Genomic DNA, 25,584 nt, shown 5'->3' on the forward strand with positions numbered 1-25,584 from the left:
TCATGGCGCACATCGAATTCGTCGACGAGACGTTCCGCGATGGACAGCAGAGCCTGTGGGGCATGCGGATGCAGGCCGGCATGGCTATCCCCATCGCCTCGACGCTGGACCGCACCGGGTTCCGCCGCATCGAATTTGGCGGCTCCAACTATTTCGAGGTCATGGTCCGCTACTGCCAGGAAAATCCGTGGGCGGGGATGGATGCCGTGCTGGAACAGATGCCCCGCACCCGCATCCGCAGCGGCATGCGGTCCAACGCGATGGCCACGTTCCGGACATCGCCCGATGCGCTGATGGACACGTGGATGCGCCGCAATTGCGTGCACGGTGTCGGCAGCATGTGGGTCTATGATCTGTTGTACAACATCGACAAGATGACGCGGCTTGCCAAGGTTGCCAAGGAATTCGGCGCGGAGATCGCCGGGTCTCTGATGTACACGCTCTCACCAGTGCACGACGATGCGTATTATGCCGACAAGGCAAAGAAGCTGTCGGCCTGCGCGGACATCGATACGCTGCTGCTGTATGATACTGCTGGCGTCCTGACCAAGGAGCGGATGACCACGCTGATCCCGGCGATCCTTGCCAACAGCAACGGCAAGCGCCTGGAATTCCACGGCAACAACCTGCTTGGCATGTCGGCCAAGAACTATCTCGACGCAATCGAACTTGGCGTCAGCATCGTTCACACCGCCAGCCGTCCGATGGCCAACGGTCCATCCGTGCCGTCCACCGAACTGATGGTCAACAATCTCGAGATTCTGGGCCACACCCACAACCTGGATAAGCACCTGTTCGAGCCGGTCGCGACGCATATGGAACGGGTTGGCAAACGCGCCGGGTTCCTTGTGAACCAGCATGGCGAATACAACGTGCTGTCCATCCAGCATCAGATTCCGGGCGGCATGATGGGCACGCTGAAGGCCCAGCTGGAACGCCACGGCATGTCGGGCAAGATCGATGAGGTTCTGGCCGAAGTCGCTGTTGTGCGCCGTGAATTGGGCTACCCCGGCATGGCCACGCCGTTCAGCCAACTGGTCGGCATTCAGGCGGTCCTCAACCTCGTCAACGGTGAGCGTTACAAGACCATTCCTGACGAGATCATCGAATATGCGCTCGGCTATTACGGCCAAACCGCTGCGCCGATTGAGGGCGATGTGCTTGACCGCATCCTTAACAGCCCACGCGCGCAGACCGTGCGCGACAATCCGCCCGAGCATCCATCGCTTGCCGAACTGCATCGCAAATACGGCACGACGGACGACGATGAAATGCTGCTACGAGCGATCCTGCCCGAGACGGATCTGGAAAAGATGCGCGCCGCCGGGCCCCTGAAGCGGGACTATCCAACCATGTCCTCGCCCGAACTGGAACAGGCGGCAAAGCTGCTGAAGATTGCCAACTTGCCAGCGATCCAGATGCAGTCGGAAAACCTCTCGATTTCGCTGCGGGCCTGACGGTTTGCAGCAATCCCCTCTCTGCCGGCACCTGGGCGGCAGGGAGGGGCAGCACTGCTGCAGTTTACTTCACAAAATTGCGGCGTAGCGCCTCTACCTTGGCGGGCGGGCAGCGCAGCACGTCAGCAGCATAGGCCTCGACCGAACCGTGGCGTTTGCAAACCGCACCAAGCGCGCGCGACAGGAAGATCGGGTCGACCCGCGTGACGACCTGAATCGCGTCCTCGGGCAGACCCTTGCCGAACCGGTGTTCGATCTGGTGGCGCAGCCGTTCAACTTGTGCGTCCCGGTCGGGGGCGGAATTTGTAAGCAGGTATTCGTCCATCACATCATCGTGATGCGCACCCAGCAACGTTTGCAGCACGGCGACAATAAACCCGGTGCGATCTTTCCCGGCTGTGCAAAACACCAACGATGCCCCGCTGCTCTGCGCCAGCGCATCCAGGTAGTCGCCATAGACCTGTTGTAGGTGGGGGCGGAACGGCAGGTCTTCGTACCGCCGGGCAAACTGCTCACGCATGGTGGCGGCATCGGTCACTTCGGCGGCGGCTTCCTCATGGAACGCCATACGCGCCGATTCACCGTGGGGTTCAACCAGCCGCGCATCAAGCCCCTTCGGCCAGCGGCAGGGCGCCTTGTCGCGCTCCGAGGTGCCGCGAAGATCAGCCAGAACGCGCGGCGCCATCTGTTGCAGCATCACCAGATCGGCTTCGCTGGCATCGGCAGTATCGCCCGACCGGAACAGGCGACCGCTCACGATGGTGCCGTTTCCGGCTAGCGAATAGCCGCCAAAATCCCGGAGGTTGCGGATATTCTCGGTGGTGACAAACTGCCCCGTGGGGGCCTTGCCCAACTGCGTTGTGGTCATTGCATTCCTCATGATGCGGGTGACTCGCCATTGAAGGTCATCAAAAAGTGTATTACACTAATGTAGACCAAATTCAACGATAGAGAGGCCAGCCATGAACATCGCATCGATCCTGCGGAACGCCGCGCGCACGTTCGGCGATCGGCCAGCGGTGTCTATTGGCGATGAACTCTATGCCGACTATGCGACGATGGCTGCACGGTCTGCAGGTCTGGCCGCAGGATTGAAGGCGAAACTCGGCCTTGCCAGCGGCGACCGGGTGTTGCTGGCGATGAGCAATTGCCCCCAGTACTTCGAACTGCTGTTCGCGGTCTGGCATGCAGGGCTTGTTGCGGTGCCGGTCAATGCCAAGCTGCATCCAAAGGAGATTGCGTGGATCGCGCAAGATAGCGCGGCCAAGGTCTGCTTCTGCACGGCCGACCTGATGGAAGCGATCATCGGCCAATCCCACGATATGCCCGGTGTCTGGCGTTTCGTATGCGTCGATGATGCGGAATATCAGCGGCTCATCGGTGATCCTGTAACGTGTGCAGTGGCGGACCGCGATGATCTGGCATGGGTGTTCTACACCAGCGGGACAACGGGTCGGCCCAAGGGGGCGATGCTCTCGCACCTCAACCTGCAACTGATGGCGTGGAGCTATCTGTGCGATTTTGACCGGCTCGATTCGCGCGATGCGATGTTGCACCTGGCACCGCAATCGCATGCCTCGGGTTTGCTGGCGCTGCCGCATATCGCCAAGGCTTCACACCAGATCCTGCCGCCCAGTGGGGGCTTCGATCCGGGTGAACTGGCTTCACTTGTCGATGGGAATGAAAGCCTCACCTTCTTCCTTGCGCCAACCATGCTGCGCCGTGTGGTGGAACACGGCGGCGTTGCCCGTTCACGCATAGAAAACGTCCGCACGGTCATCGGCGGAGCAGCACCATTCACGGCGCAGGACGTGCGCGATGCACTGGCAACGTTCGGTCCCCGGTTTACCAATGGCTATGGTCAGGGCGAATGCCCCTGCACGATCTCGATGATGCCCAAGCATCTCTACCTTGACGCTGCATGCGATGATGAACTGACATCGGTGGGGATCGCCCGGACGGGGGTGGAAATCGCGATATTTGACGCCGAAGGACAGCCCGTTGCGTCCGGCGAAGCGGGTGAAATCGCGGTGCGCAGCGACATCGTGATGCAGGGCTATCTCAATCGCCCCGATGCCACACGCGAAGCAATCGTCGATGGCTGGCTGCGCACCGGAGACATGGGCGTGATGGACGCGCGTGGTCTCCTGACGTTGAAGGACCGGTCCAAGGACGTCATCATAAGCGGCGGCTCCAACATCTATCCCGCAGAACTGGAATCGGTGATGCTGCGCTTGCCCGGTGTCCATGAGGTTGCGGTTGTCGGAAAAGTTGACGGCGATTGGGGGGAAGTGCCCGTCGCGTTCATTGTAGCGGTGCCGGGCATGGGTGTAACAGCAGCGGCGCTTGATGCGATCTGCCTCGATAATCTTGCGCGCTACAAACGCCCGAAAGCCTTTGTGTTCGTGGATCATCTCCCGCGCAACAGCACCGGCAAGATACTGAAGTCCGAACTGCGAGCGACGCTGAGCGAGCCGCCATACTGAAACGCGCCAGCGCCGCGCCTGTGCCTAGTGGTCCGATTCTGACATTCGGTACCCTATGAGGTTAGGCGGCGTTCGAATTTCAAAATCAAACCACTAGTTGTCGCGATGGTCTGGAAAAGCGCTGTCGGGAAGTTCTGCGAGCATGTTGAACTGGCCCTTCAGATGCACCCGCATCGCCTTGTCCGCCTTCTTGGCATCGCCAGCCAGCACTGCCTTGGCGATGGCGGAGTATTCGGAGATGTGTGTTTTCCTGTCCTTGACGCCAAGGTAGGATCTGATCTGCAAACGCAGCATGTGAATCCGCATGACCGGCAGGATCGAAGGCAGCTGCGTATTGCCGCCGATGCTCATGAGGACGTCGTAGAAATTGCGCCTTTGGGACGGCGATTCACTCAACACTTCGTTGCCCTCCTGATAGGGCACAAGTGCGGCCTCAAACTGCGCCTGTTCCTTGGGCGATGTGCTGTTGGCCATCTTGTTTGCCGCCAGCGTGGCGATCAGGCAGCCGATTGGCTCAACCGCTTCCACCAGATCCATCGCTTCGCGCCGCGTAAGGATGCGGACGTATGCGCCGCGATTCAGTGCCTTTGACAGTACGCCTTGCGCATCAAGGCGTCGAAAGGCCTCACGGACTGGACCGCGGCTGAACCCCAGCGGGCGGGTAAGGTCGTTTTCTATCAGGCGCTGGCCAGGTACGATCCTGCCTTCAAGAATGCCTTCGGTGATGAAATCCACCGCACGGTCGGGGGCCGACTGCAGTGCATCGTCTTCTGATTGGGCCAATTCAACATTCTTCTCGACCTGAGAAGGAGTGCGCCGCGCTGCCACCATTGCCGGATAATTCCCTGAAGTTCGCCGTGACCCCTATAATGGCAATCTTTGATTGGCAATTGAGTTCCACTTATGTCGACAAAAATGGCATTTTTTGAACGCCGGCAATTCCGGGATGGACCGGAAATTTGCAGCCCGCTGCACCGGGCGCACCGGAAAAATCGGTGCAAATTCGTCCCAGTCTGAAAACGTCAGTCATAAAAGTCTTCATTAATGTCCTACAGTCTTGCATTGCATGTCATGCAGATGTAGCTTTCTGAATGTCCGCGTCTCTACGGCAGAGTCACATGCGGTTCGGGGTTGAAAGGGCACATGATGAAGTCTGGACAGGCAAACTCAATCCGCGTCTTGCGGCACGTCTCGCATGGTGCTTTGGCATTTACGCTGCTGGCGCTTCCGTCGCTTGCCAGTGCGCAAGCAGTTGACCAGCCCAGCGGCGGTGTTGGTGAGATCGTTGTGCAGGCGCAACGCCGCAGCCAGAACTTGCAGGATGTCGGCGTGGCAGTGACGGCGCTCGATAACGGGGCGCTGAAGCGGTTGAACATCGTCGATTCCAAGGACATCGCCCGCGCAGTGCCGGGTGTTCTGCTGGATTCGACTGCCGGTGGCGGGGTCAATGCGAACCTGTCAGTCCGCGGCGTATCGCAGTCCGATTTTTCATCGGTGCAGGAATCGCCCAATTCCATCTACATTGACGAAGTCTACCTGAGTTCGCCCAACGCCGCCGCGTTCACGTTCTACGATCTGCAGCAAGTCGAAGTCCTGCGCGGGCCGCAAGGAACATTGTTCGGTCGCGCGTCGAGTGGTGGCCTTGCCAACTTCATCACGGCAAAGCCGACGAAGGATTTCACCGGCTACGCCGAGATCGGCTATTCCAGCTTCAACAATGCCTATATCGAGGCAGCTGTCAGCGGTCCATTGTCCGACCGGGTCCGCTTCCGTATTGCCGGACGTGCAGAGCGCGCCGATGGCTGGTTCGAGAATGGCCTGGCCGGCGGCGAAGACACGTTCGAAAAGCGCTTTTTCGGCGTTCGTGGTCAGCTTGAAGCCGATCTGACTGAAACGCTGACCGCGCGGTTGAGCGTCAGCTTCGACAAGAACCCGCGCCATCTTGAAGGCATGTACCGCACCGAACCGGCGTATCTCGACGCAAACGGAAACCCTGCGTTGCTGCCCGCCAATATCGATGCGCACGGTACCGGTGCCGGGAATGATTTCGCCGGGTATCGGAATCCCTACAAGAAGTACAACAAGGCAGACTTCAACAACGTCGGCTATCTGCAGAACGAACGGTTTGCGCCGACGCTCAACCTCAAGCTGGATGTGGGACAGGCCACGATCACCTCGATCACCAACTACACCAGCTTCAGCTATCGCTACAACGAAGACTGCGATGGCGGTCCGGTTGACCTGTGCGGGTTCCCGCTCGGGCAGGATCTGAAGCAGTTCTCACAGGAAATGCGGGTCAACGGGAAGAGCGGATCGCTAAACTACACGGCGGGCGTCTACTACCTCAACACCCGCCAGGATGCGCCTGTTGGATTTGTTTTCCCGGCCCTCGCCGGAACGGATTTTGCTTTCGACGACATCAACCTGGTCAACCAGAAAGTTGAATCTTACGCTGTGTTTGGTCAACTTGAATACGAACTGACCCCAACCCTCAGGGCGACTGCGGGCTTGCGTTACACGTATGAACGCAAGGACATCGACTCAAAAGTCTTCTTCAACGAACTCGGCAACGGATATTCTGGCGGCGTTGGCAGCACGGTCTTTGTCCCGCCCCTGCTGATCTACGATTTCAGCGCAGCGACGGTCGGCGATCTTGCGACGAACAAGGAGAACTTGTGGAGCGGAAAGATCCAGCTGGATTACAAGCCCAGTCGCGGGACGCTGTTCTATATCAGTGCATCGCGCGGCGTTAAGGCTGGTGGCTTCAACACCAATGTGTCCGGCAATCTGACCAACGCCGAGACGCCGTTCAAAAGCGAATATGTCCACGCCTTCGAGGCGGGCGCGAAGCTGGAACTGTTTGATCGCAAGCTCCGCTGGAACACCAGCGTGTTCTACTACGATTACCACCGCTTTCAGGGCTTTGCCTTCAATGGCCTGCAAGGCGTGGTTGGCAATTATGACGGCAACTTCAAGGGCGGCGAGATCGAACTTACCGCAGCCCCGACACGCGATCTCGATTTGACCCTTTCGGCCGCCTACCTCGATTCAAAGCTGCGCGGGGTGCCCACCGCCTACTATGGCCTGCGTGACCAGCAGAGCATCATGGCCCCGAACTGGACGGTCAATGGCAGTGTGACCAAGCGGTTTGAGCTGGGTCTGGGCACGCTGTCGGTCAACTGGAACGGCAACTACATCGATGATCGTTATGCATCGATCGACAATACGGCTGGCACGCTGGTTCCCGGATCGTTCGTGCACAACGCGCGGATCGGGCTGGACATGAAGGACAGTGGGCTTGAGGTAGCGGTGTTTGTGAACAACATCAGCAACAAGGCGCGCATGAACTTCACCTACGATCTGATCGCGTCAACCGGCAGCTTCCTGCAGAGCTTCGACAAGCCCCGCTGGATCGGCGGTTCGATCAGGAAAACCTTCTGACGAGCGACGCAACTTGCGACCTGAAAAGGGCGCCGAAGCTGATGCTTCGGCGCCCTTTTCGCATCATCAATTCATCGCGCCGTTCGGCGGGTTAGCGCGACGCGCGACTGCGCGCACCGTGCCACTTGAGCGCGAGGGCCAGCAGGCCAAGCGATAGGGCGCAAGCAATCAGGCTGCCCAGATTGACCTGTGCGAAATCTGGCGTGACGAAATTGCCGGCGATGGCGGGGCCGATCGCGATGCCGCCCAGTGTACAGGCGTTGACCAGCATGGCTGCGCTGGTCGAACTGTCGGCATGGGTCACTGCTGCGAACTGGAAGGGTGTAAGGATATTCCACCCGAAGCCGAACAGCGACGCCAGCAGCACGAAGCCTGCAACGGGCTTTATCGCCATCAGCAGTATGATTGCCACCAGCAGCACCACGTACCCGGCAACAAGGGCGCGCGCGAAGTGATAGCGCGATCCAATGAAGGCGGAAACCAGCCCACCGGCCATACCCGCGACCAGCACCATCGAAAGGCCCGATTCTACATCGGGCGCGCTGCCGCCCCAGGCTATGCCCATATAAGCCAGAAACCCGAAGATCGCACCGGCCCCGGCGAAGTAGAGCAGGGCCGACAGGATCGCCAGCCAGCCCGGCCCGCTGATGGTGCCGTTCGCGCTTGCTGCATGGGCCGGGTCCGTTTGGCCAACGGGTGCGCGCGGCAGCGCAAGACACAGGACCAGACCACCAACCGACATCGCGGCGATCAGCAAAAACAGCCCGCTGGCGCCCCATTCGCCTGCGATAGTGCCCAGAAACTGCACGCCGATTGCGCCACTGCCCAACTGGGCGACATTGAACAGGGCCAGATTGCGCGCATCATTGGTGCCGCTTGCAAGAACCGCGTAGACAATTGCCATAGCCACGCCTGCGCCGCTGCCAGCGACCGCGCGTGCGGCAATCAGCGCGGCATAGCCTTGCGCCTGGCTGGCCAGAACATTGCCTGCGATCAGCACGGCGATCCCGGCGATGGCAATGGTTCGCCAACCCAGCCGTACCAACAGGCCGGGAAGCATCGCGCAAAGCACGGTGCCTGCGGCAATGCCGCCCATGTCTGCCAGCGCCACATACCCGACCTGCACTTCGTTCAGCGACAGCGTGCGGCCCAGCACGGTCAGGAATACCGGCAGGGTATTGACCACAAGCGCGCACAACGCCCCGAGCAATATCGCGGCGCTGATGGGCAGAAGGTTGCCGGGGGCACGGTCAGCGAGCTTGTCGATCATCGCGGTGTTCCTGTTCAAGCTGCCGTGCCCTGCGGGCTATCGACGATGTCCATTGCGCGCTTCAGGGCGCAGTAGGAATAGTAGGTCTGGATGGTCAGGTACGACCATACGTAGAGCGCGATTGTATAGAAATTGAAGAATATATTAGTGTCATCACCGGGGATTTTGTAGAAATCGTACATCCATGCGATGGCCTGATTGATGGTTGCTGTGAACAGCATCGCGATTGCGTGGCGGGTTTGACCATATTTCTGCAAGACATAGGCGAAGTAGAACAAATATGCGGTGAAAATGGTCCACATGAACAGAAGAATGTACTTCAGATCAGCGGCCATATAATCGGTGATCAGTGCAAGCGTGGCAACGCATGGGATGACGAAGAACAGGATGTCGGCCCGGATCGAAGGGCGATAGCGATGGGTCAGGACCATCAGGCCAGCGACGGTGACGACCGGCAGGCCGAAAGCGCGGGAAAACGTATCGAGGAACAGCACGCCAAAATAGTTCACCGGCGAGTGGTTCAATTCATAGATCAAGAAGTTGGTCGAAGACGTAGCCAGCAAGAACCACTCGATCCCGACGAGATAGTTGCCAAGCTTGCAGAACTTCCAGCCATAGAAGAAACCGCTGGCGGCCAAGGCTATTGCCGCGATGCAAATGCTGAGCGTCCTGGGATCCACAAATCTCTCCCTTTTCGATACCGGTTGCCCGCGACAATCGCCCACCGACTGTCTGTTATGGCCGGAATGCGCCCTTTTTCTCGTGCGCATCCCAAGCTTCGTTGGTGAAGTAGGCAAACAGTGATTCAGCCTCGGCGTCGGTCAAATCCTTGAACTGGGGCATGCCGCCGCCATCCTTTGAAAGTGCGCCATCCTGAACCACTGCCTTGAGATAGGCCAGATCGGCGGGAGGGCGTCGGATGAGGCTGGGAATGCGTCCGCCCGAAGCGTCGGCGTTCATCCCGTGGCAGTCCACGCAGCCGTAGGATTCGTAAATAATCTTGCCTTTGGTGGCGAGCGCCACGTCTTGCCGCGGCACTTCCGGACGATTGATCGGCTCGACCGTTGCAAGCTGCGGATACTTCGCCTTGCCGCCAATGCGGAACGCCAGCAGACGCGGCTCGGTGCGAGATTGCGGCGTGGTGCTGTACTTCGAGAAGTACGATCCGGTAGCAGCGGCGGTGCCGTTGCCGGTCGGGACGATGACGTACTGCACCCCGTCAACGATCACCGTCGAGGGTGCGCCACGAATTGCGCCGCCGGTCTGGCGGCTCCAAAGTTCCTTGCCGGTCAGTGCATCGAAGGCAACGATCCGGCCATCGGCCATGCCCTGAAACACAAGCCCCCCGCTGGTATGGAGCAGCCCGCCATTGATCGCCAGATCAGTGCGCGTGCGCCACCGGACCTTGTTGGCGACCGCGTCCCACGCGACGACTTCACCATAAGACTGCCATTTCGGATCACCGGAACTTCCATAGTAGAAGTCCATCAGCAACCCGCCGACAAGCGCCTTCGGATCGGTTTCGATCTTGGTGGGCATCACCATGTTCGGGATGTAGACCAGATGACTTGCCGGATCATAGGCGAGAGCTTCCCATCCGTGGCTTCCCGAAGGCGCGGGGAGCGCGATGTTCGCCTTTTCCGGGTGCAGCCAATATTGACCCTCCGGCTTTATGATGGGGCGTCCATCGGCGTCCAGTCCGCTGGCCCAGTTCAGATCGGTGTAGGCGCTGCCGGAGATGAACTTGCCGGTCTTTGCATCGAGGACGTAGGCGAAGCCGTTTTTGGGAACACTGATGACCGTGCGGCGCGTTTGGCCACCGACCGGCAGATCGGCAATCATGATGCCGACCGTGGCATCGTAGTTCCAGCCATCGTGCGGCGTTTCCTTGAAATGCCACTTGTATTCGCCGGTTGTCGCATCCACCGCGACGATCGAATTGGTGAAGAGTTCGTCACCTGCATCGGACGCGCGCTTGCTGGGATCGAAAGGCGATGGTCCGCCAACCCCGATATACAGCAGGTTGAGCTGCGGATCATAAGTCATCGCATCCCACGCGCTGCCGCAGCCGTGCGATTTTTCATACCAGCCGGTGCCCCATGTCTTGGCGGCCATATCATAAAGCGGGCTGTCCTGCTTTTCAGCCGGATCGCCCGGAACGGTGTAGAAGCGCCAGCGCCGCTTGCCGGTCTTGGCATCGAGTGCATCGACAAAGCCGCGCGTCGTGCCCGAATCCATGCAGGCGTTGCCGATGAACACCAGACCTGCACCCACCCGTGGCGCTGCAGAGATCCCGTACATCTGGGTAGAATCGCAGGACTGCGCTTCCCACACTTTTTTGCCAGTCTTCTCATTGACCGCGACGAGGCGGCAGTCGCCGGTCGTGATGATTGCCATTCCGCCTGAAAGCGCAAGGCCGCGGTTCATCCGCCGGCCCCAGTAGCCGCTGAGCGACGCTTTGCTGAAATCGGCCGTATCCTCGTAGGACCACAGCAGCTTGCCGGTCTTGACGTCGTTGGCGAAAATAGCGGCGCTTGGCCCGCCCTGATAGATGATGCCATCCTTGATCAAGGGATTGCCGACAAGACCATCAACAATCGGCATCGGAACCCACCAGGCAAGATCAAGCGTGGCGACATTGTCGCGGTTGATCGCGGTCAATCCAGAGTGATGCTGCATTTCCGACGCATTGCCGAGCATCTCCCAGTTGGTGTTGCGCGGTTCACGTCCCGCCTGAGCAACCTGGGCGGGAAGCGCGCTGCCGACACAAAGCGCGGCCGCGATGACTGGCACCATCCGCTGCATCTGCTGCAAAATTGATCCAGCGCCAAAAAAGCCCATTTCAATCTCCTGGAAACCCGTGCGCGGCAGCTCTGCCGATGTTGTCTGAAGAGTGCCTTGCGGGCAAACTCGAGTCAATACTGCCTGCAAAAATGTAGGACACTATTGCAAGCTGATCGGTTGCTGGTTAGGGTGGCGTGCGTGATGAGATTCCCTGCGGTGGGTGTATTCTGTCAATACGTCCGACGCGGCAAAATTCCATTGGGCAGGCCCGGCGAAGATACTGCCGGTTTCGATATTACAGGCTGGCCGGATATTGGCAGAGCTGCGGAAAGGTAAGCGAGGAAGATGGCCGATACCCCCGTCATCAGCGAATTGTCCGTGGTCAGGCGCACCTGGACGCCGGAACAGACCGCCGCACATATTAGCGCGCTGCCGATCTGGTCGGGCGAAGTGGTTGTCGAACAGAAGTTTGGCGGGTTGCAGAACCGCACCTTTTTTGTGACTGACGGGGGCGGTCGGCGCTCGGTCGTGCGGGTCGGCTTCGACCAGTATCGCACGCGCCAGACCAGCGTTGTCGAATGTGTGCGTGCGGCGCACCGTCTGGGAATTGGCCCGGCGCTGCTTTACGCCGAACCGAACCTTTCGGTTACAGCCTTTCAGGAAGGCACCGGTATGACCATCGAGCAGATGGCCGACCCGGTGATCATCCGCAAGATCATCGACCGCATGAAGATTGTTCACGAAGGCACTGCTGCTGTCCACGAAACCATCAGCTACTGGTGGCCGTTCGATACGATCCGGCGCTATCTGAACGTCTGCGAAACGGGCAAGGCGTCGACGGGGAATATTCCGTCGGCATGGGCCGATCGCATTCCGCGCTACCGCAGCATCGTCGATGAACTTGAAGCGGCGATCGGGCCGTATCTGCCCAAATTCACCCACAACGACATGGTCTTTGCGAACATGATCTTCCGCAAGGACGGTGAACTGGTGTTCATCGACTGGGACGGTGGTGCCTATGGCCATCCGCTGTGGGATATGGCCGAAATGCTGATGTGGGCCGAGGCGGACGAGGGCACGACCCGGATGGCGCTGGACCATTACTACCCGGGCATGACCACCGCCCAAGCTGCCCAGCGGCTGAAGGAAGTCTATGCGTTTCAGGCGGCTGCAGGCTTGCGCCTTGTTACCGAAACGATGGAAAACGAACTCGATCCCTACTTCTTCCTGACGCCCGCTGAAATGGCGGCCAGCATGGCGCTGACCCTGCCCGGCGAAAAGCCTGAACTGGCAGGGCTGATCGACCTGATCGACCCGCGCTTCGAGGAACTGTGGAAGCAGTATCAGGACCGCTATTCGCATTGATTTCCCGCATTGTACCGATTGGGAGAACCGCAACGTGAGACTCGCCGGCAAGAGGATACTGGTTACGGGCAGCACTATGGGCATCGGCTTTGCTGCAGCCCAACTGATGCGGCGGGAGGGTGCGCTGGTTGCCGTGCACGGCCGGGACATCGGCCGTGTTCAGGCCGCAATCGACACGTTGGGCGGGGGCGATGGCTTGGTGCCGATCATCGGCGACGTTGGCGATCTGGACGATTGCCGCCGCATGATCGACGATGCCGTGGCAGCGCTTGGCGGTCTGGATTGCCTCGTCAACAATGCCGGGATCGGTGATCTGTCCTATCCCGAAGACGTGACCGAGGAGCATTATCGCCGGGTTGCCAACATCAATCTGCGTTCGGCCTATTTTCTGACGCAATATGCCCTGCCGCAATTGCGCGCCAACAAGGGTTCCGTCGTGTTCAATGCATCGGTTTGCGGCCTGTTTGCAGGGCCGACCGACAGTTACATCTACGCTTGCGTGAAGAGCGGGATGATCAACCTGGGCAAGTCGCTCGCGCTGGAGCTGGCGCCCGATGTGCGGGTTAACGTGTTGTGCCCCGGATACATCGACACGCCTCTGATCGCTGCAGAAAATGCTGCGACAGACGGCCAGATCTACGCCTTCATCGAAAGCGCTGCCGCATTACAGCGCATCGGTACGATGGAGGAATGCGCTTCGACGATGGTCTATCTGGCATCGGACGAGGCAAGCTATTTTACCGGAAGCATTCTCGTCAACGACGGCGGACTGACCGCGCGTCGGACATGGGGTGGGAGAAACTGACATGTTGGCTCGTGCTGGATCAAACCGTTCGTTGCAGGACATCGACAAAGCGGGGCTGGTTCACTCCTTTTCCGCCCTGCATTCCCAGAAGGACCGCGACCTCATTATCTGGGATCACGCCGAAGGGCTGTGGCTGACCACGGTCGATGGTGAGCGCTATCTCGACGCCGCCGCCGGGCTGTGGTGCACAAACATCGGCTACGGCCGCAAGGAACTGGCCGATGCCGCTGCCGCGCAGATGGCGCGGACCAGTTCAGTGCACAGCTTTGCCCAGTTCAGCAACGAACCGATCATCCGGCTGACGGAACGCGTGCTCGACCTTGCGCCCGAAAACATGCGGCGTATCGTCTATGGCAACAGCGGGTCTGATGCCAACGACACGCAGGTCAAGATCGTCCGGCGCTATAACAATGTGCGCGGACTTCCGCAGAAGAAGAAGATCATCTCGCGCCTGTCGGCCTATCACGGCTCGACGCTGGCCTCGGCCAGCCTGACCGGTATCCCGCTGGTTCACCGCACGTTCGACCTTCCGATCGAGGGTGTGCTGCATACGCACATGCACGACTACCACCGGCGGCCCGCCCACATAGAGGGCATGGACGCCTATGTCCGCTGGCTGGCTGACGAACTGGAGGCGATGATTCAGCGCGAGGGGCCGGACACGGTCGCCGCATTCATTGCCGAACCGGTGACCGGCGCAGGCGGTGTTCTGGTCCCGCCCGACGGTTACTTCCGGGCCATCCGCGAAGTGCTTGATCGCCACGATGTGCTGATGATCGCCGACGAGGTCATCACCGGGTTCGGCCGCACCGGGGCGTGGTTTGCCAGCCCGGAATTCGGGATGGGCGCCGATCTGATCAGCGTGTCAAAAGGGATCACCAGCGGCTATTTCCCGATGTCGGCGTGCCTGATCTCTGAACGTGTGGCCGACGTCTTGTATGGCGAAGCCGCTGATGACGGGCTGTTCGGGCATGGCTTCACCGCTTCGGGCCATTCGGTTGCCGCTGCCGTTGCGCTTGCCAACATTGACATCATCGAGAACGAAGGTTTGCTCGCCAACGCTTCCCGTATGGGCGAAATCCTGCTGCGGCGTGTGCGGGAAGCCGTGGGCGACCATGAACTGGTTGGCGACATTCGCGGCAAGGGCATGATCATCGGCGTCGAATTTGACGCGGACCGCACCACCGGCAAGCCGTTCTCGGATCCAACCGCCGTTGGCAGCCTGCTCAGCCGATCCGCGCTTGAGGAAAAGATGTTGGTGCGGGGCGGGCATGGCCGCGTGCTGGCGGCAATGGCACCTGCGCTGATCGCCACCGAGGACGACATCGAGGAGATCGTGCGCCGGTTCACGCTGGTCGTCGACCGGTTTGCCGACAAGCTCACAGCCTCTAGTCTGAGAGCGTGACGCGATGACAATGGACATGAGCTTTGCGGGAAAGCGTGTTTTCGTCAGCGGTACTGACGGGCCTCTAGGCGCGGCCATCGCGCAGGCGTTTGTGGCAAATGGTGCAACGGTTGCCGTGCATGGTGTGGCAGTTGATCGCGCGTTGACGGTTGCTGGTGATTTGCACGACGCCGATGCGTGCAAAGCGACGCTGGATTCCGCAATTGCCGCACTCGGCGGCCTTGATGTGATCGTCAACGCCGCTGATTTCCGCGACGACAAGCCATTCGAGCAGGTTACGCCCGAGGACTGGGACAAGGCGCTGAACGGTTCGTTCACCGCCAGCCTGTTTTGCACCCAGTTTGCGCTTCCCGCGCTGCAGGCTTCCAAGGGGAGCATCGTGAACGTGACGTCAGCTTACGGCCAGATGGGGGGACCGGCAGGGTCTTCTGCCTATGCCGCAGCGACCGGATCGATTATCAACATGACCCGGATGCAGGCGCTGCGGTTTGGTGTCGACGGGGTGCGTTCCAACTGTCTGTGTGCAGGCCCGTTGGAAGGTTCGGCAGCGGCGAAAGGTGCGGATGTTCCGCCCATCGGCAGACACGGAACGCCCGAGGACATGGCCGGCACGGTCCTTTTCATGGCATCTGGCCATGCTGCTTTCATGACAGGCGCGATCATCGTCATTGACGGTGGCCGCTATTCGGGAGCCTGAGCGCAGCCATGAAGATGAACGCTGTCATCGCCGGTGTCGGGACGACAAGGATCGCGCGTCACGTTGACCGGACCCTGTCAGATCTTGCCCATGAAGCCATTACGCAAGCGCTGCAGGACGCAGGTATCGATGCGTCGAAAATTCAGGCGGTCTGGGCCGGAAACGCTGCCGCGCCGGTGATGACCGGGCAGGTTTGCATTGCGGGGCAAGCGATCCTGCGCGGGTTGGGCATCGGTCGCGTGCCCGTGGTCAATGTCGAAAACGCCTGCGCCACGGCCTCCACCGCGATGCAGCAGGCTGCGGCGATGGTCACGCTTGGCGCTTATGATGTGGTTCTCGCCTTCGGGGTGGAGAAGCTTTACAGCCGCGACAAGCAGAAGGTTTTTTCGGTCTTTGCCGGGTGCGCCGATGTCGAGCATCCCGAAGCGCTTGACCGCTTCATTCTTGATGATGGCGCCGATGCTGCAGGAGCGGGTCAGTCCCGCTCGGTATTCATGGACGTCTATGCACGGCTTGCGCGCGATTACATGGCGCTGAGCGGGGCGACCGCACGTGATTTTGCCGCCATTTCTGCCAAGAACAGCGTACACGGCAGCCTCAATCCCAACGCCCAGTTCCGCGACGTGCTGTCGGTCGACGACGTGCTGGCAGCACCGGCGATCATTGCACCGCTGACGCTGACGATGTGCTCACCGCTTGCCGATGGTGCGGCAGCGGCGGTGATCATGTCGCCCAAGGCGGCGCGTGAATTGGGCGTGCGCAGTCCGGTCAAGATCCTGAGTTCGGTTCTGGCCAGCGGGTATGACTATGCCGAAGGGCTGGACAAGCTGACGGCTTGGACAGCGCGGCAAGCTTACGAAGCCGCAGGCGTTGGTCCCGCTGACGTCAATTGTGCCGAACTGCATGATGCCTCGTCCCCTGCCGAGATGATCTACTACGAAGCTCTCGGCCTGTGTGGTGCAGGCGAGGGGGTGCAGTTCCTTGCCGATGGCCACACCCGGATCGGTGGGCGCGTGCCGGTCAACACGTCCGGAGGCCTTGTGCGCAAGGGCCACCCCATCGGGGCCACCGGTCTGTCGCAGATCCACGAACTCGTGCTCCAACTCAGGGGCGATGCCGGGCCGCGACAGGCCGAAGGCGCAATGGTGGCGCTGGCCGAAAACGGCGGCGGTTTTCTGGGCGAAGATTCAGCAGCGATAGTCGTGACGCTTCTTGGAAAATAGATCCCTTTCAGAGAGTTAATTCATGACAGAGCAAGGCTTGAGCAAAGACGTAAGCGTGATTGGCCTTGGCGAAATGGGTGCCGCGTTGGCGCGCGCCCTTCTGTCTGAAGGATACCGCGTTACCGGCTGGAACCGTTCACGCGAAAAAGCCGAAAAGCTGGCCGGAGCAGGCGCGCTGGTTGCCGGTTCGGTGCTGGAAGCCGTCAACGCCAGTCCGTTGATCATTGCTTGCGTTGCCGATTATCCGACGCTTTGCACGTTGCTGCGAACGCCTGAAGTGACCGCAGCGATTGCGGGCAAAACACTGATCCAGTTGACGACACGCACGCCAGCCGAGGCGAGGGCCGGACAGGAATGGACGAGTCAGTCGGGCGTCGCCTGCCTTGAAGGCGCTATTCAGGCATACCCGATGCACATCGGCACGCCGGAAGGCAGCATACTTTATGCAGGACCGGCTGAAACCTTCGAGGCTGTAAAGCCTGTCCTTGCGGTCCTGACCGGTCAGGTCGTCCATGTTGGCGAGCAGATCGGCAGCGCAGCGGCGCTTGATCTTGCGCTGGCGGGCACAGTGGTTCCGGGGGCAACGCTTGCGTTTCTGCAAGGCGCCGCGCTTTGCAAAGCAGAAGGGGCATCGCTGCGCGACTACCTTGAAATGGTCGAACGCAGCGTCGTTCCGGGCCTGATGCTGTCGACCTTCCGTGCCAGCATTCCGATGATCGAGAACGGCAATTATGCCTACACTGGCGATGGCGCACCGCTTGATGCGTGGATGCCAGGCCTGCAGATGGTGGTGCAGGCAGCGCGGGATGCCGGCATCAATCCTCGCTGGAGCGAGTTCGTCGTCGGGCATCTCGAACAGGCGGTTGCCGATGGGCACGGTCAGGGCGAACTGGCCGCCATTTTCGAACAACTTCGCACACCTGCGAAACGATGACATCGGAGTGAATGATGGACCGGATCCTTATCCTTGGAGCCACGGGCAATCTTGGCGGGCTGACCAGCGAACGTCTTGCCGGAAAGGGCGGTGTGCAGCTGCGCCTCGCCAGTAGCCGGGAGGCCGGGCGTGCGGCGCTGCAGGAGCGGTTTCCTGACGCGGAAACCGTGATCGCCGATTGGTATGATGCGGCCAGCCTTGAAGCGGCCATGCAAGGTGTCACGCGGGTGTTTGTTGTGACTCCCGATTTCATGACCGACGAACGCGTGGTCACCCCCAACATCATCAAGGCAGCGAAAGCCGCCGGAAGCATCGCACAGATCGTCCGGCTGATTGCCATTCCGCCGGGGCTGACCGAAAGTGACCTGTCGCAGGCATTCCTTGATACGCGCTGCGGAGCGAACCTGCACGTGATCGCCAAGCCGCTGCTAGATGCCAGCGGGCTGCCGGTAACATACATCAACGTGCCGGGGTGGATCATGTTCAACCTGCCGTGGTTCCTTGCGCCCGAGGTCAAGGCGAACCGCCGGCTGGCGATGCCCGCCATCACCGATGCAAACCGGATGTGGATTTCGGAAGGCGATATTGCCGATGTTGCCGCAACGATCCTAGTAGCGCCGATTGCCGATCACATCGGCAAGGAGCATGTTCTCACTGCTCCTGCTCGCTACGACTATCCGGCCATCGCAGTCCTGCTTGGCGAAGAGCTGGGCGAGGACGTCGCCTATGCCGACGATGACGGTCCGCTGCGTGCGACGATGGGCGAAGCGTTCGACGCCCTGATGACGTATTTTGAGCACGAAACCCAGGCCTATGGCGGGGTTACGCATAACGAGACGGTGGCCGCACTGCTCGGCCGTCCGCAGGAAACCGTGCGCGATTATATCAAGAGCAACCGCCAACTATTCGTTTGAACCGAGAGGATATTCCTATGTCCGAAGACGCCAGACAGCCGAGCATCGAAGTGATCGACAGCGAAGATCGCCGCGCATTCATTGCCAAGGCGATGGCCGCAATGGCAGCGACTGCCGCGTTTTCCGGCGCGGCATGCGCGGCCGGGCCTGAACCTGAGGCAGCCAAGGCTGGCAATGCGCCCCTCCATCCTGTGCGTCTTGATCGCAAGTACATGGACGGAAAAGATATTCCAGAGCTTGCGCCTTGGCCCGCAGCCATGCAGCTGCGCCCGGTCAAAACGCACAGGACGATCCAGTGGTACACGGGCGAAAAGCTGAGTTGCATGGTCTACGATGCCGACGACGGGCTGCTCAAGTTCACCAATCTTCCCTATGATGAACATGTGGTGGTTCTGAATGGCACAGCGACGCTGACTTCGCTGGATGGCCGCGTTGAGGTGTTCAACAAGGGCGATGTGTTCATCGCACCCAAAGGTTGGAACGGCACCTGGCAGCTGGCGAACGGTTATCGTGAACTGATCTGCTTTGAAACAAAATCGCTCGACGATGCGATGAAAGCTTGGTTCGAATAACATGGCAACGCAAATTGAGCGTGCGATTGTAACCGGTGCGACGTCCGGCATCGGTCGGGCGGTTGCTGTCCGCCTCGGTCGTCGAGGCGCGGTCGTCGCTATCCTTGGCCGGAGCGAGACCAAGGCGCAACACGTGGCCGAGGAAGTCCGCATGGCGGGCGGCACTCCGTGGATCGCCACGCTTGATATTGCCGACATGGCTGCTGTCGATGATGTAGTCGCTCGCTTTGCCACGGCTTACGGCGGAATCGATACGGCGGTCTCATCGGCAGGGATTGCATCAACCGGAACCGTGACATCGACCGACCCGAACGAATGGCACCGTATCATCAACACCAACCTCAACGGCACCTTCTATCTGGCGCGTGCGGTCATGCCGGAACTGATCAAGACCAAAGGATCGTTTGTGGCGATCAGTTCTGATGCAGGAGTGCAGGGTGCCCAAGGCTATGCTGCCTATGCGACTTCCAAACACGCCCTGCACGGGCTGATCAAATGCATGGCGCTTGATCATGGCCCGGACGGTGTGCGCAGCCACGCGGTGTGCCCGTCGTTCGTCGAGACGCCTATGGCCGACGAACTGCTGGCCTCTGCTTCGGCCGAAGAAGTCGCCTATTTCAGGAAGACGATACCGCTCGGGCGTTTTGCCAAGCCTGCCGAAGTGGCCGACGCCGTAGCGCATCTCACATCTGAAGAGGCGGCGTTCGCGAACGGGGTCTTCTACAGGCTTGACGGCGGATCCACCGCCGGATTTTTCATGGCGGGCTGAGACCGGGATCTGACCAGTGAGGGCGGGCCTTCGCGCACAACGGACGGGACAATGCCAACATGCCGAATTCGGGGAACGGACGTGACGCAGATCGCAGTGCGCCAAATCAGGCAACGTCCGAATTCTCCCGGCCCGGCACAGCCGCGCTTTCGCTTGTAAGCACGCTGCCTTGGCTGAGTTTCATGGTCTTGCCCTATGAAATATCGGTCGTTGGCACAGCTTTTGGCATAAGCCATAGCGCAGCAAGCTGGGTGGCGACGGCCGAAATGCTGGCGCTTGCGCTATCGGCCAGCGCTGCTGCGCGAACCGTTGCCCGCCGAGACAAGCGCAAGGCGACGGCGGTGGGTATGGCCATTGCCCTCGCAGGCGCAGCCGCCAGCGTGGCAACATCATCGGTCGCTTTGTTAGTCCTGTCGCGCATCGTTTTCGGTGGCGGCTTGGGTATCATTGCGGCGGCGGCCAACGCACTGCCCGCAGATCACAAGCGGCCCGAACGTATCTATGCCTTCATGATGGTTGCCCTGGCCATTGTCTTTTCAGGCCTGATCTTTGCGGTGACACCGGTGATCGCACGATTTGGCTCTGCCGGCCTGTTCGGTACGGAGCTGGCGATGATCCTTGCCATGACATTGCTGCTGATATGGGTGCCGCGCGGGCATATCAGCACCGGAAAAGTGAAAGTCGGTCGCTCGCCGCTTCCACGCGGATCACGCGCGGTGCTGGCCGCAGTGACACTGATGTTCGTGGCACAAGCCGGAACGTGGGCTTATGCCGATCAGGCCGGGATTGCGCTGGGGCTGTCGGAACCTCACCTGACCGCGTTGTTCACCATCAGCGCCATTGCCATGCTGGTGGGGGCAGCCGCGGCGGCGTTGCTGGGCATGAAGCTGGGGCTGCGCCAGCCCCTTGCAATCGGCTTCCTGCTGCAAGTCTACATCGCGGTGGCGATGTATTGCCAGTCGAACACTGTGCTGTTTTCGGCGGGCGTCGTTTTGTTGAGTGCCTCATCCAGTTTTGCATTGCCGTATCTGCAAGGCCTGCTTGCCGAGATCGATGAGAGCGGTCGTGCGGTGGCGCTTTCGGGGTCCGGCATCAATTTCGGCGGAGCGATTGGTCCGTCGATCGGCGCGGCGCTATCGTTTGCGCCCAGCCTTGCACCGCTGGGAATAGGGCTGAGCCTGCTGCTGATGATCGGGCTTGGCCTTGCCGATCGCGTTGCTGCTCGCCATAAAAGTGTAGGACATGATCGACCTACACTTTTAGCTTGGATACGATCCGGCAAGTGGTCGGTGTGATGCGCTGATCATGCTGTGAAGTGGCCGCAACGGCGTAGGGCTCCAATTGGCCGACGCCAAACTGAGGAACATGGACATGACCGTGCAGACCCTGCCCAACACCGCGTCGACCGACGAAATCGTCCAGGTCTTGAACCGTGACGGCGGGGCGATCATTGAGAATTTCCTCACGGACGCTGTGCTTGAACGGCTTCGCGCTGATCTTGGGGCACTTCTGGAAGCAACGCCTGGTGCGCAAGAGGATGCTTTCCTCGGGACGAAGACACGCCGTCTCAGCCGGCTTTTCATGCGTACTACCGCGATGGCAGATGTCGTGACCAATCCGCTGTTTCACGATGTTGCGCAGGCCATACTTGCCAAGCCGGTGAAGGTTTGGTTTGGCGAGGGGCGAACTGAGATCGTGCCTGACATCCGCATCGGGATGGCGCAGGCCATTCAGATCTGGCCAGGGCAAGGATCGCAACCGCTCCACCGCGATGATACGGTCTTCCTGTGGCGCCATCCGACGGGAGGGCGCGAAGCGCGTTTGCAGATCATGATTGCGATTACCGACTTCGAGGCAGCCAACGGCGGCACACTTGTGGTCCCCGGAAGCCATCTGTGGGACGACGAACGGATGCCTGAGCGCCACGAAGCCGTGCCGACCGAGATGAAGGCCGGTTCAGCGCTGGTCTTTCTGGGATCGACCTACCACGCAGGTGGTGAAAACACGACCGACCGCCCACGGACGGGGCTTACAGTTGCCCTTGATGCCGCGCACCTGCGGCAGGAAGAAAACATGTATCTCACGCTCTCGCCCGAAGTCGTGGCATCTTATCCCGAACATATCCGCCGCTTGCTCGGCTGGTCAGCCGGGCGCAATTTCATGGGCTGGATTGAAGTTGATGGGCAACTGGTTGATCCGGCTGAACTCGTCAACGACGGAAAATCCTTTTCATTGGCGCAAGAGCTGGAATGACAATCAAGCGGTGCAGGCCATTTGGAAAAGGCGTTGGTCCAAAACTCATTGGCTGGCATTGTGTCAAAGAAGTTTCCGTCAAGTCGGATTGCGCTAATCGTGAATTTTGCAACTAGACAAGGCAAAGCGCCTGAGTTTATGAGCCAAATTCATGAAACTGACCGATGGCATAGCGATGCATGGCGAGGATCTGGGCGGTCTGGCCAAGTTCGTGGTTGTGGCCGAGGAACAGAGCTTCACGCGCGCCGCTGCGAAGCTGGGCGTGTCACAATCCGCACTGAGCCATGCGGTGCGCAGGCTTGAGGAGAAGCTTGGCCTTCGCCTGTTGACGCGCACCACGCGCAGCGTTGCAGCAACCGAGGCGGGCGAACAATTGCTAGAAACACTGCGCCCGGCGTTCAGCGAGATCGACAGCAAGCTTGCCTCGCTCACATCATTGCGCGAACGCCCCGCCGGAACTGTGCGGCTTTCCTGTCCGGCCCACGCTGCGCGGACTATCATCTGGCCGGCGGTTCATCGGCTGACGAGCGCCAATCCCGACATCACGGTCGAAATCAACATTGATGCCGCTTTCACCGATATTGTCGCCGGGCGGTTCGATGCCGGGGTCCGTTTGGGGGAAAGTGTCGACAAGGACATGATCGCAGTGCGCATCGGCCCGCAACTGCGCATGGCAGCCTTTGCCGCGCCATCGTACCTTGAAGGCAAGGGTATTCCTCGAACGCCAGAGGACTTGACGCAGCATTCCTGCATCAATCTGCGCTTTGCCACTTCGGGCGGCCTTTATGCGTGGGAATTTGACCAAGGCTCCCGCTCTATCCGGGTGAAAGTCGATGGGCACCTTGTTCTCAACGACATGGACATGGTGGTCGAAGCAGCAGTTGCGGGCCACGGCATTGCCTTTTCGCTTGAAGACCATGTGCAGCGGCAATTGGTCGATGGCTCACTTGTGCGGCTGCTGGACGACTGGTGCGAGCCGTTCGACGGCTATTTCCTGTATTACCCCAGCCGCCGCCAGCCTACTGTCGCGTTCCAACTGCTGCTGGAAAGCCTGAAGTACCGTCCCTGATCGGACCGCATCATGAATTCCTTGGGTTCGATGATTTCGCGGCAAATCGGCACACGATCATCAAAATGCCGCGATGCCGGTTATGCCACGCCCCAGGATCAGCGCATGGACATCGTGCGCACCTTCGTAGGTGTTCACGGTTTCAAGGTTCGTCATGTGCCGCATGACCTGATATTCTTCGGAAATCCCGTTGCCGCCATGCATGTCACGCGCCATCCGCGCCGCATCAAGCGCCTTGCCCACGTTGTTGCGCTTTACCATCGAGACCATCTCGGGCGCATAGCGGCCCTCATCCATAAGCCTGCCAACGCGCAACGATGCCTGTAGCCCGAACGCCACATCGCACATCATCTCGACGAGCTTCTTTTGATAAAGCTGCGTGGCGGCAAGCGGTCGGCCGAACTGCTTGCGGTCCAGACCGTACTGCCGCGCAGCATGGAGGCAGAATTCGGCGGCACCGAGCGCGCCCCATGAGATACCGTAACGCGCGCGGTTCAGGCATTCGAACGGACCTTTCAGCCCTGCTGCGTCCGGCAGCAGCGCATCGGCACCGACCTTCACATCGTCCATCAGGATCATCCCGGTGGTTGATGCGCGCAGTGACAGTTTCCCTTCGATCTTGGGGGCGTGAAGCCCTTGCATGCCCTTTTCCAGCACGAAGCCCCGGATCTTTCCGCCGTGGCTTTCCGATTTTGCCCAGACGACGAACACATCGGCGAACGGGGCATTGCTGATCCAGGTCTTTGAACCGGTAAGGACATAGCCATCGCCGTTCCGGCGCGCAGTGGTGCGCATTCCGCTTGGGTCAGACCCGGCATCCGGCTCGGTCAGGCCAAAGCAGCCGATGAGCTTTCCTGCAGCGAGGCCGGGCAGATATTTGCGCTTCTGCTCTTCCGACCCAAACGCATAGATGGGATGCATTACCAGACTGGATTGCACCGATGCCATTGAACGGTAGCCAGAATCGACACGCTCAATCTCGCGCGCGACAAGTCCGTAGGCGACGTAGCTTGCACCAGAACCACCGTATTGTTCGGGCAGCGTCATGCCCAACAGGCCCGCTTCGCCCATAGCCGGAAAAAGTTCGGGCGCTGCGATTTCCTCGCGGTATGCTTGGATGACGCGGGGCTGCAACACGTCTTGCGCAAAACCACGGGCCGCGTCCCGGATCATGCGCTCGTCCTCGGTCAATTGGGTTTCGAGGTCAAACGGGTCTTCCCAGGCGAAACGGGTTGCGGCGGCCATCGGCATTCTCCTTTGATCTCACTGATCCTTCACTTGCGTATTATCAGCAAGAGCAGAGATTAGTGCAGCATGATGGTGGATTGGACTAGCGTGTAATCTGGGCAGATGGCCTCAGTCACGCCGAAGCCGCTGCTGACCAGGCAGCGCATGATTGAAAGCGAGTTTATGGCGCATATGTCTATGACACTGCATGGCTATTTTCGATCTACTGCCGCTTACCGGGTGCGCCTCGCGCTTGCCCTGAAGGGGCTGGAATACGACAACGTGTCGCACCATTTGCGCAAGAACGAACAGCGCGCGCCGGCATACCTGGCGCTCAATCCGCAAGGCATGGTGCCCGCGCTGGTAGTGGGCGATGATGTGCTCACGCAGTCGCTGGCGATCTGCGAATACCTTGACGAGGTGCACCCCGAGCCTGAACTGCTCCCGCGCGCACCGCTTGCCCGCGCGAAGGTCCGTGCCGCGGCGCAAGTGATCGCCTGTGACATTCATCCGATCCAGAACCTGAAAATTCTTGACCGGCTGCGGGCCAACGGATTGGGCGAAGATGCCGTAAAGCAATGGGCGCGCGATGTGATCGAAGAAGGCCTTGCTGCGTTCGAGGCGCTGCTTCCGCGCACTGACACGCCGTTCTGCTTTGGTGAAACCCCCGGTCTCGCCGACATCCTGTTGGTCCCGCAACTGGTCAATGCGCGGCGATTTGGTGCAACGCTCCGTTCCGCCCGCATCGGCGAGATCGAGGCAAACTGCCTTGCCACCGAAGCGTTTCAGCGGGCGCGGCCCGAGGCGCAGCCCGACGCCGAATGACCAATGCTGCGCAAGGGTTGGACAAAACGGACCGGTGAGGGTGAGCGGTGGAAAACGCCGCGCCTTGTGATCCTGTCCTTTCGCTTCA

22 protein-coding genes are annotated in these 25,584 nt (G+C 60.1%); 16 read left to right on the forward strand and 6 right to left on the reverse strand.

Features of this window, described 5'->3' with window-relative positions:
* Positions 1-2: 2 nt before the first annotated feature.
* The gene (locus Q8R81_RS08855) at positions 3-1,457 is read left to right on the forward strand and encodes a pyruvate carboxylase (RefSeq protein ID WP_305617066.1); all 1,455 of its coding nucleotides are present in this window, start codon (positions 3-5) and stop codon (positions 1,455-1,457) included.
* Positions 1,458-1,521: 64 nt separating this feature from the next.
* Here the strand turns inward: Q8R81_RS08855 and Q8R81_RS08860 are convergent, their stop codons facing one another.
* A complete protein-coding gene (locus tag Q8R81_RS08860; RefSeq protein WP_305617067.1) occupies positions 1,522-2,325 on the reverse strand; it encodes a tyrosine-protein phosphatase in 804 nt (267 codons plus the stop codon).
* Between the two features lie 94 nt (positions 2,326-2,419).
* Here Q8R81_RS08860 and Q8R81_RS08865 point away from each other — a divergent pair, with 94 nt between their 5' ends.
* Entirely contained in the window at positions 2,420-3,943 is a 1,524-nt protein-coding gene (locus Q8R81_RS08865; RefSeq protein ID WP_305617068.1) for a class I adenylate-forming enzyme family protein, read from the forward strand.
* A gap of 93 nt (positions 3,944-4,036) precedes the next feature.
* Here the strand turns inward: Q8R81_RS08865 and Q8R81_RS08870 are convergent, their stop codons facing one another.
* Positions 4,037-4,726: a GntR family transcriptional regulator gene (locus Q8R81_RS08870; protein WP_305617069.1), complete on the reverse strand. Its 690-nt coding sequence runs from the start codon at positions 4,724-4,726 to the stop codon at positions 4,037-4,039.
* A gap of 363 nt (positions 4,727-5,089) precedes the next feature.
* On the opposite strand from Q8R81_RS08870, the gene Q8R81_RS08875 reads away from it, so the two are divergent.
* A complete protein-coding gene (locus tag Q8R81_RS08875; RefSeq protein ID WP_305617070.1) occupies positions 5,090-7,384 on the forward strand; it encodes a TonB-dependent receptor in 2,295 nt (764 codons plus the stop codon).
* A 91-nt stretch (positions 7,385-7,475) separates the two neighbouring features.
* Here the strand turns inward: Q8R81_RS08875 and Q8R81_RS08880 are convergent, their stop codons facing one another.
* The 3 genes from Q8R81_RS08880 to Q8R81_RS08890 are packed head-to-tail and all read right to left on the reverse strand — an operon-like array spanning position 7,476 to position 11,495.
* Positions 7,476-8,654, reverse strand: coding sequence for an MFS transporter (locus tag Q8R81_RS08880; RefSeq protein ID WP_305617071.1), 1,179 nt, complete (start codon positions 8,652-8,654; stop codon positions 7,476-7,478).
* 14 nt (positions 8,655-8,668) lie between these two features.
* Complete coding sequence (locus Q8R81_RS08885) at positions 8,669-9,334, reverse strand: hypothetical protein (RefSeq protein ID WP_305617072.1); 666 nt, start codon at positions 9,332-9,334, stop codon at positions 8,669-8,671.
* Positions 9,335-9,389: 55 nt separating this feature from the next.
* Positions 9,390-11,495, reverse strand: coding sequence for a PQQ-binding-like beta-propeller repeat protein (locus Q8R81_RS08890; protein WP_305617073.1), 2,106 nt, complete (start codon positions 11,493-11,495; stop codon positions 9,390-9,392).
* A 288-nt stretch (positions 11,496-11,783) separates the two neighbouring features.
* Between Q8R81_RS08890 and Q8R81_RS08895 the strand changes: the two genes are divergently transcribed.
* From Q8R81_RS08895 to Q8R81_RS08950, 12 genes are all read left to right on the forward strand, one after another.
* On the forward strand, positions 11,784-12,803 hold the full coding sequence (locus Q8R81_RS08895) for a phosphotransferase (RefSeq protein WP_305617074.1): 1,020 nt from the start codon (positions 11,784-11,786) through the stop codon (positions 12,801-12,803).
* Positions 12,804-12,837: 34 nt separating this feature from the next.
* On the forward strand, positions 12,838-13,608 hold the full coding sequence (locus Q8R81_RS08900) for an SDR family NAD(P)-dependent oxidoreductase (protein ID WP_305617075.1): 771 nt from the start codon (positions 12,838-12,840) through the stop codon (positions 13,606-13,608).
* Position 13,609: 1 nt separating this feature from the next.
* Entirely contained in the window at positions 13,610-15,013 is a 1,404-nt protein-coding gene (locus Q8R81_RS08905; RefSeq protein WP_305617076.1) for an aspartate aminotransferase family protein, read from the forward strand.
* A 16-nt stretch (positions 15,014-15,029) separates the two neighbouring features.
* Complete coding sequence (locus Q8R81_RS08910) at positions 15,030-15,710, forward strand: SDR family NAD(P)-dependent oxidoreductase (RefSeq protein ID WP_305617077.1); 681 nt, start codon at positions 15,030-15,032, stop codon at positions 15,708-15,710.
* 8 nt (positions 15,711-15,718) lie between these two features.
* Positions 15,719-16,933, forward strand: coding sequence for a thiolase family protein (locus tag Q8R81_RS08915; protein WP_305617078.1), 1,215 nt, complete (start codon positions 15,719-15,721; stop codon positions 16,931-16,933).
* A 22-nt stretch (positions 16,934-16,955) separates the two neighbouring features.
* Positions 16,956-17,867, forward strand: coding sequence for an NAD(P)-dependent oxidoreductase (locus tag Q8R81_RS08920; RefSeq protein WP_305617079.1), 912 nt, complete (start codon positions 16,956-16,958; stop codon positions 17,865-17,867).
* 14 nt (positions 17,868-17,881) lie between these two features.
* Complete coding sequence (locus tag Q8R81_RS08925; RefSeq protein WP_305617080.1) at positions 17,882-18,781, forward strand: NmrA family NAD(P)-binding protein; 900 nt, start codon at positions 17,882-17,884, stop codon at positions 18,779-18,781.
* Between the two features lie 17 nt (positions 18,782-18,798).
* Positions 18,799-19,353 (forward strand): cupin domain-containing protein, encoded by a 555-nt coding sequence (locus Q8R81_RS08930; RefSeq protein ID WP_305617081.1) that lies wholly within the window; start codon positions 18,799-18,801, stop codon positions 19,351-19,353.
* 1 nt (position 19,354) lies between these two features.
* Positions 19,355-20,122, forward strand: a complete 768-nt coding sequence (locus tag Q8R81_RS08935; protein ID WP_305617082.1) for an SDR family NAD(P)-dependent oxidoreductase — start codon at positions 19,355-19,357, stop codon at positions 20,120-20,122.
* Between the two features lie 182 nt (positions 20,123-20,304).
* On the forward strand, positions 20,305-21,417 hold the full coding sequence (locus Q8R81_RS08940) for an MFS transporter (protein ID WP_305617083.1): 1,113 nt from the start codon (positions 20,305-20,307) through the stop codon (positions 21,415-21,417).
* 76 nt (positions 21,418-21,493) lie between these two features.
* On the forward strand, positions 21,494-22,375 hold the full coding sequence (locus Q8R81_RS08945) for a phytanoyl-CoA dioxygenase family protein (RefSeq protein WP_305617084.1): 882 nt from the start codon (positions 21,494-21,496) through the stop codon (positions 22,373-22,375).
* 175 nt (positions 22,376-22,550) lie between these two features.
* Positions 22,551-23,444, forward strand: a complete 894-nt coding sequence (locus Q8R81_RS08950; RefSeq protein ID WP_305617126.1) for a LysR family transcriptional regulator — start codon at positions 22,551-22,553, stop codon at positions 23,442-23,444.
* A gap of 60 nt (positions 23,445-23,504) precedes the next feature.
* Here the strand turns inward: Q8R81_RS08950 and Q8R81_RS08955 are convergent, their stop codons facing one another.
* A complete protein-coding gene (locus tag Q8R81_RS08955; RefSeq protein ID WP_305617085.1) occupies positions 23,505-24,689 on the reverse strand; it encodes an acyl-CoA dehydrogenase in 1,185 nt (394 codons plus the stop codon).
* 174 nt (positions 24,690-24,863) lie between these two features.
* Here Q8R81_RS08955 and maiA point away from each other — a divergent pair, with 174 nt between their 5' ends.
* Positions 24,864-25,496, forward strand: coding sequence for a maleylacetoacetate isomerase (maiA, locus tag Q8R81_RS08960; protein ID WP_371135343.1), 633 nt, complete (start codon positions 24,864-24,866; stop codon positions 25,494-25,496).
* The last annotated feature ends 88 nt before the right edge of the window (positions 25,497-25,584 follow it).

The sequence above is a fragment of the Novosphingobium sp. genome, from assembly GCF_030696665.1.
Classification (GTDB): Bacteria; Pseudomonadota; Alphaproteobacteria; order Sphingomonadales; family Sphingomonadaceae; genus Novosphingobium.